At 68.9% G+C, this 7117-nt stretch carries 6 protein-coding genes and 1 pseudogene; 2 read left to right on the top strand and 5 right to left on the bottom strand.

The annotated features are described in order from the left end of the window. Positions 1 to 640, bottom strand: a pseudogene (locus VD972_RS12290) (preprotein translocase subunit SecA); the annotation flags it as partial. 309 nt (positions 641 to 949) lie between these two features. Here VD972_RS12290 and rlmM point away from each other — a divergent pair. Together rlmM and VD972_RS12280 are read left to right on the top strand one after the other, a co-directional pair. Then, entirely contained in the window at positions 950 to 1975 is a 1026-nt protein-coding gene (rlmM, locus tag VD972_RS12285; protein WP_324985709.1) for a 23S rRNA (cytidine(2498)-2'-O)-methyltransferase RlmM, read from the top strand. Positions 1976 to 2032: 57 nt separating this feature from the next. After that, positions 2033 to 2740 carry a GGDEF domain-containing protein gene (locus VD972_RS12280; protein WP_324985706.1) on the top strand — a complete coding sequence of 236 codons (708 nt, stop codon included), beginning with the start codon at positions 2033 to 2035 and terminating at the stop codon, positions 2738 to 2740. Here VD972_RS12280 and VD972_RS12275 read toward each other — a convergent pair. From VD972_RS12275 to VD972_RS12260, 4 genes are all read right to left on the bottom strand, one after another. Further along, a complete protein-coding gene (locus VD972_RS12275; RefSeq protein ID WP_324985703.1) occupies positions 2724 to 3641 on the bottom strand; it encodes a M23 family metallopeptidase in 918 nt (305 codons plus the stop codon). The two genes, VD972_RS12280 and VD972_RS12275, sit on opposite strands and share 17 nt — an antisense overlap. A gap of 228 nt (positions 3642 to 3869) precedes the next feature. Continuing rightward, entirely contained in the window at positions 3870 to 4667 is a 798-nt protein-coding gene (locus VD972_RS12270; RefSeq protein WP_324985700.1) for a Stp1/IreP family PP2C-type Ser/Thr phosphatase, read from the bottom strand. A gap of 59 nt (positions 4668 to 4726) precedes the next feature. After that, positions 4727 to 6469, bottom strand: a complete 1743-nt coding sequence (recN, locus tag VD972_RS12265) for a DNA repair protein RecN (protein ID WP_324985697.1) — start codon at positions 6467 to 6469, stop codon at positions 4727 to 4729. A 137-nt stretch (positions 6470 to 6606) separates the two neighbouring features. Then, positions 6607 to 7117: C-terminal helicase domain-containing protein (locus VD972_RS12260; protein WP_324985694.1), on the bottom strand; the 511-nt coding region annotated here is incomplete at its 5' end.

Genomic DNA, 7117 nt, shown 5'->3' with positions numbered 1-7117 from the left:
TCGAGTCCACCTCGTCCACGATGGCGAAGTTCAGCTCGCGCTGGACATAGTCCTTGAGCCACAACTTCATGTTGTCGCGCAGGTAGTCGAAGCCGAACTCGTTGTTCTGCCCGTAGGTGATGTCCGCCCGGTAGGACTCCTGGCGCTGCTTGTCTGTCAGCTCGTGGAGGATGCAGCCGGTGGTCATCCCCATGAACTTGTAGATGCGGCCCATCCACTCGGAGTCGCGGCGGGCCAGGTAGTCGTTCACGGTGACGACGTGCACGCCGCGCCCGGACAGCGCGTTGAGGTAGCAGGGCAGCGTCGCCGTCAGCGTCTTGCCCTCGCCCGTGCGCATCTCCGCGATGTTGCCCTCGTGCAGGAACATGCCGCCGATCAGCTGCACGTCGTAGTGGCGCTGGCCGATCACCCGGCGGGCGGCCTCGCGCGTGAGCGCAAAGGCCTCGAACATCATCTCGTCGAGGGATTTGCCGTTGGCCACCTCCTGCTTCATCCGGGCCGTGGCGGCGGGGAAGTCCTCGTCCTTCAGCTCCCGCATCCGGCTTTCCAGCTCGTTGATGCGGGCAACCTTCACACGGGTCTTCTTGAGCTCGCGCTCATTCTTGGTCCCGATGAGCTTCTTTAAAGTCCATTCGATCATGCGTTCAGTTCTCTCGCGCCGCGAGAATCCCCGAAGGGAGGCAGCGAGTGAAGGGAAATCCCTGGAGATGTAAGAGGGAACCTCGGGATAACCGCGCGCGCTCCCGAGGCATTCCTCTTGCCCGCCTGCCCTGCGCGCGGTCAGGACAGAGTAAAGCGGAACCGAGCCTACGCAATGCTTCGACGCCGAAAACCCCAGAATCGCCGGCCCGCTCGCCCTTCGGGGCAGCGCCCGCCACACCCTCCCGGGCGCCCCTCCGAGCGGCCTGTCTCTGCCTCGCCCGGCCCTCGCGTCCCCGCCCGGGTGCGGGTGCCCCCCACACCCCCGCAGACACTCCCGGCTCGCCCTGGCCGCTGGCTCTGGACGTGTCGCGTAGGCTTCGAGCCCCACCTCTATGAGGAGCTGGCCTGGGCTGGAGCCGAGCCGCGGCTGCTGGGCGAGGCCCTGGTGGAGAGTGAGGGCCGGCAGGGGCTGGCTCCCGCCTTCGCACGGCAAGGCCTCCAGGTGCTCGCCAGCTTCCCCCAGCAGGCGCCGCAGTCGCTCGCCGCCGCGGTGGCGGAGCGAGTGGCCGCCCTGTCTCCGCCCGCTCCCCTCGTCCTCCAGGCCTTCACGCCAGACACCCCGCAGGGGAACGCCCTTGCCGCCCAGGCAGAGTCGCTCCGGGAGGCGGTTCGCGGGCTCCTTCCCGCCAGACGCCTGCTCGAGGACGCGGAGCGGGCCCGGGAGGCCGGGGCGCTGCTCGTCTCCGTGTGCGTAGCGCCCGGAGCTACCACCGTAGGCGCCGTGCCCGCCCGCGAGGCCCTGTCGCTCGCGCCCGGCGGCCGGCGGCGGATGCGGCGCGCAGGCGAGTCCCCCTCCCGGGCGGCGATGAAGCTGGAGGAGGCGCTGGATGGGCTCGCCTTCGAGCCCGGCCGAGGCGATGTCTGCGCGGACCTCGGAGCCGCTCCTGGCGGGTGGACGCAGCGGCTGGTGGCTCGCGGCGCAAAGGTGATCGCCGTGGATCCGGCGCGGCTCATGCCCGAGCTGGCCTCGAACCCTCGCGTGCGGCACGTGCAGGAGAGCGCCTTCGCCTTTGCTCCGGAGGAGCCCGTGGACTGGCTCTTCTGCGACATGGCCTGGCGCCCGCTGGAGGTGGCCCAGCTCCTGGCCAAGTGGGGGCGGCGCGGCTGGGCCTCGCACCTGGTGGCCAACATCAAGCTGCCCATGAAGGACAAGAACCCCATCCTCCTGCGCGTGCGCCACACGCTCACCGAGGACGGCGGCTGGAAGGGGCTGACCGTGCGCCAGCTCTACCATGACCGCGACGAGGTGACGGTGACGGCGCACCGCCGCTGAGCCTCGGCCCTCCCGGAGTTCCTGCGCGCGCACGGCCGCCGCGATACAAGAGCGGGGATGCCCTACTCCCTCGACGACGCCACCGCCACCGCCCTCATCGCCCTGCACCCCTGGGCCGTCGCCCGAAGCCCCCAGCCCGTCCAGCTCGCCGTGGAGACCCTGCTCGAGGCCGAGCGTGGGCGCCGAGGCCAGCCGGACAAGCTGGGCGCAATCTCCGCGCTTGCCCTCACCCAGGGCAGCCTCCTCAAAGAGGAGTTCGACCTGTCCACCCACGCCCACCATGATGGCTGGCGGGTGGGCGCCGTCATCGCGGACGTGCAGGGCATGATCACCATCAACGCGCGCTTCGGCTTCGGCGTGGGAGACGCGGTGCTCTTGGCCACCGTGAGCTCGCTCGCCGCGCAGTACCCGGGCGCCAAGGTGGTTCGCATCCACCCGGACGCCTTCGCCGCGCTGCTCACCCCCTCCTCGCAGCTCACGGTCCAGGCCGGACAGCGTGAGGCCACGCGCGCACGGCTCGCCGAGGACATGGCGAAGGTGCTACCCGGGGGCACCGCGGCGGAGGACGTGCCCCGGCACACGGTGTCGCTGCTGGAGCTCACCGTGGATCAGCCTTCTCACTGGCAGGTGCTGGGGCCACTCCTGTGGGCCGAGCTGGAGCGGGCCCACGTCCTGGAGCGGCTGGGGAGGAGGACGGACGAAGTCCAGCAGAGGCGCATCCGCCTCGACGGCTTCGTCCCCGGTCCTGCTACTCCTCGAGGATGAACTTCCGCGGGTTCTGCGGGATGCCGTTCACCCGGACTTCGTAGTGCAGGTGCGGGCCCGTCGAGCGACCCGTGTTGCCCACGGCCGCGACCAGCGCTCCCCGCTTCACCTTGTCACCGGCCTTCACGAGGATCTTCGCCAGGTGGCCGTAGCGCGTCTTGATGCCGTACCCGTGGTCGATGACGATCACGTTGCCGTAGCCGCCCTCGAGCCCCGCGAACACCACCGTGCCGTCCGACGGCGAGAACACTTCCTTGCCGTGCGGCGCCGCGATGTCCAGGCCCTGGTGCATCACGCGATCCGCGGTGTACGGATCCAGCCGCTGGCCAAAGTCGCTCGTCACCCAGCCGCGCGCCGGCCAGATGGAAGGCGTGGACGCCAGCAGCGACCGCTGGTCCTGGAAGTACGCCTGCAGTTCCTGGAGGCTCTGCTCCTGCCGCGTGGCCTCCGCCGACAGCCGATCCAGCCGCCCCATCAGCGCGTTGGGCGTGTCCGTGCTGGTCAGCTGCGTGAACTGGGTGTCCGTCGTCGGCGACGCGGTGCCCGGCTCCGGCTCCGTCGGGCCCATGGCCAGGTTGCGCTGCGGATCCGACAGCATCGTCACCGCGCGCAGCTTCTGATCGAACCGCTCCACCCGATCCAGCGTGGAGCCGATGTGCTCGATGCGCTCGCGCACCGACTTCAGCTGGCTGCGCATCGTCAGGTTCTCATCCCGGAGGATGCGGTTCTCCGCTGCGTCCTGAGACACCTGGAAGTAGTGGAACGTGGCCCCCAGCGCCATTCCCACCAGCAACAGCGCTCCCGCGCCCAGCTGCACCAGGAAGGACTTCTGGATGTGGTAGCGCTTGACCGGAGCGTTGTGGTCCGAGACCACAATGACGGTGTAGGTCTTTTTCGCCAAGCAACAACTCCCCGTGCTCTCTTTGGGTGTGCTCTACGGCGCGCAAACCTAAGTCCTCGGCTTCCGCGCCACACCTCCCCGACCCGCCCTTACCCGCCCCGTCCGTCAGTCATCGGCATTTCGCCTGAACTGGAACAGTTTGCGCAGCTATCATCCGCATTTCTAGAGTGTCAAGGTGAACAATCCACCCGCTCTCAGTGAAATGGTCCGCTGGCCCTAGAGGATCCGTCAGGACTGAACTTGTACAACGATGACGGTGATGTTGTCGTCGCCACCGCGCTCGTTGGCCATGTCCACCAGGCGCTTGGGCACGTCCTGGAAGTTGGGCGTGTTGAGCACCAGCTCGTGGATCTCTTTGTCCTCGAGCATGTTGGCGAGGCCATCCGAGCAGAGCAGGTAGACGTCCGCGGGCTCGATGATGACGCCCATCACGTCCACCTGAACCTCCTCCTCGAAGCCCACCGAGCGGGTGATGATGTTCTTGTACCGGGAGTGCTTGGCCTCCTCGGGCGTGATCATCCCCGCTTTGATCTGCTCGTTGACGAGCGAGTGGTCCTCGCTGATCTGCTGGATCAGCTCGCCGCGGATCAGATAGGCGCGGCTGTCGCCCACGTGGGCGAAGAAGGCCTGATCATCCTTCACCACGAGGGAGATGACCGTGGTGCCCATGCCGGAGAGGCGTGGATCCTCCTGGGCGGCGGTGTAGATGGCCAGGCACGCCCGCTCCACGGCGTTGCGCAGGGCCTCGGGGATGAGGGCCTCCTGGAGGTTGGGCACGGAGACGAACGGGTTGTCCCGACTCTCCCGCGACTTGCGCAGCTCCTTGTCGATGGTCTCGACGGCGATCCGGGAAGCCGTGCCTCCACCGGCGTGGCCGCCCATGCCGTCCGCCACGACGTAGAGCTGAAGCTCGTCGTCGATGAGGAAGCTGTCCTCGTTGTGGTTGCGCTTCCGACCGACGTCGGTGAGACCAGCCGAGACGACCTTCAGCCGCGGTGCCGCGCTCTGTCCTGCGGTTTTGGACACGGTGGCGATGCTATGTGACGACTTGGAGCGGGGCAAGGACGCGGATGCTCGGCCTCACTTCAGGCGCTCTGTCGAAGCCGCCCCCGAGTCCCCCCCCCAGGCGCCGGTTCACGCCTCGACCGGGGGGAAGTGCCTAGGGCCCGGAGGGCCGAACGCACCAGCGCCTCGGCCGCCCCGAGCGCCTCCCGCGTCACCTCTACCCCGGAGAGCATCCGAGCCAGCTCCTGAGTCCGCTGGGCCCCAGCCGCCAGGGGAACCACCTCGGAGACGGTGCGCTCGCCCTTGTGCCCCTTGCGAATGAGCAGGTGGGCGTCCGCATAGGCAGCCACCTGAGGCAGGTGGGTGATGCACAGCACCTGCCGGTAGCCAGAGACCTCCTTGATCATGCGCCCCACCACGTCCGCGATGGCCCCGCTGACCCCCGAGTCCGCTTCGTCCAGCACGTAACAGCCGCACCCGTCGCTGTCAGCCAGGGCCCGCTTGAGGGCCAGCAGGAGCCGGCTGGCCTCGCCCCCCGAGGCCACCTTGGCCAGCGGGCGCGGCGGCTCGCCGGGGTTGGCGCTGAAGAAGAACTCCACCTCATCCATCCCCTCGGGCCGCAGGGTGGTGCCCGGCGTCACGCGCACCTCGAAGGCGGCCTTGCCCAGGGCCAGCCCCGCCAGCCCCTCCCGCACCTGGAGGGAGAATTCACCCGCACAGGCCGCGCGAGCCCGCGACAGGCCTGTAGCACTCTCTCTCGCCCGAGCCTCGGCCGCCTGCCGCTCCCGCCCCAGCCCCTCCAGGATCTCCTGGCGGTTCTCCAGGGTGGACAGCTCCGCCTCCAGCTCCCCCCGCTTCTGGAGCACGCCCTCCAGGGCGGTGCCGTGCTTGCGGCACAGCCGCTTGATGGCGTCCAGGCGCTCCTCCACCTCACCGAGCCGGGCGGGATCGGACTCGAGCCCCTCCGCGTAGCGGTTCAGCTTGCGCTGGGCCTCCTCGAGCTCCGCCATGGCCGTGCCCATGGACTGGACGATGGGCTCGAGCGTCGAGTCACACCGCAGCGCGTCGTGGAGGAGCCCCAGCGCCCGCCCCACCGTCTCCAGGGCGGAGCTCTCATCTCCGGAGATGAGCAGCTCGGCCTCGGCGGCCTGGCGCTTGAGCTTCTCGGCTCCCCCCAGCCGGCGCCGCTCCACGTCCAGCTTCGCGTCCTCGCCCGGCGCGGGATCCAGGCGGTTGATCTCGTCCAGCTGGAAGCGGAGGAACTCGGCTCGCTCACGGACGCGGGCCTCATCGCCACCCAGGGCCTCCATCCGCGCCTCCAGCTCGCGCACGGCGGCGAAGTGCTGCCCGTACACCTCGAGCGCCTCGGAGAGGTTGCCGTACCGATCCAGCAGCGTGCGGTGCAGGCTGGAGTCGAAGAGGCTCACGTGCTCGTGCTGGCCGGCGATGTCCACCAGTCCCCGAGTGAGCCGGGCCAGGATGCCCACCGTCACCAGCGAGCCATTCACGTACGCCTTGCCGCGCCCGTTGCGCCCCACCACCCGGCGCACCAGCACCTCCTCACCCAGATCCGGCAGCCCGAGATCCTCCAGGCGCTCGGCCACCACCGGGGTGCGCGCGAAGATGCCCTCCACGGAGGCCTCGTCACGGCCCGCGCGGATGACGTCCGCGTCCGCCCGGCCGCCCAGCAGCAGCCCGAGCGCGTCCACGAGGATGGACTTGCCCGCGCCCGTCTCTCCCGTCAGCACGGTCAATCCGGCGCCGAACCCCACCTCCACCTCTTCAATCACCGCCACGTTCGAAATCCGAAGTCCCAGCAGCACACGTCCTCCGATATCCGCTTTGGAGCCCTGGTACTGAACACCCTAGCAGGTAACGGAGGCACTGCACAGACGTTCCGTGCAGGCGCATGCCTGTCGGATGGGTAGAAGACAGGGCAACGGAGGGGGACGGACGCGGGTCAGGCCTCGGTGAACAGGTCCTGAATGTCCTGTTCCGTCAAGGACTTACCAAAGTCCCCATCCCCCCCGAGCACCCCTGCGGCCAGGTCCTTCTTGCGCTTCTGGAGGGAGAGGATCTTCTCCTCCACGGTGCCGCGGGTAATGAGCTTGTAGCTGATGACGGCCCGGGTCTGGCCGATGCGGTGGGTTCGGTCCGTGGCCTGGTCCTCGACGGCCGGGTTCCACCACGGGTCATAGTGGATGACGTAGTCGGCGGCCGTGAGGTTGAGGCCGGTGCCGCCCGCCTTGAGGCTGATGAAGAACAGCGGCGGGCCGTCCGGGCGGTTGAAGTCATCCACCTTGGCCATGCGGTCCTTGGTGCGGCCGTCCAGGTAGAGGTACTGCATGCCGCGCTTGTCGGCCTCGGTCTTGAGCAGCTCCAGCATCTCGGTGAACTGGCTGAAGACCAGCGCCCGGTGGCCTTCGGCGATGAGGTCCCCGCAGAGCTCGGCGAAGCGATCCAGCTTGCCC

It is taken from the genome of Hyalangium sp. (genome assembly GCF_035629615.1).
Lineage (GTDB): Bacteria > Myxococcota > Myxococcia > Myxococcales > Myxococcaceae > Hyalangium.
The sequence above is the reverse complement of the archived record's forward strand: the minus strand, read 5'-3'. Positions and strand labels throughout refer to the sequence as shown.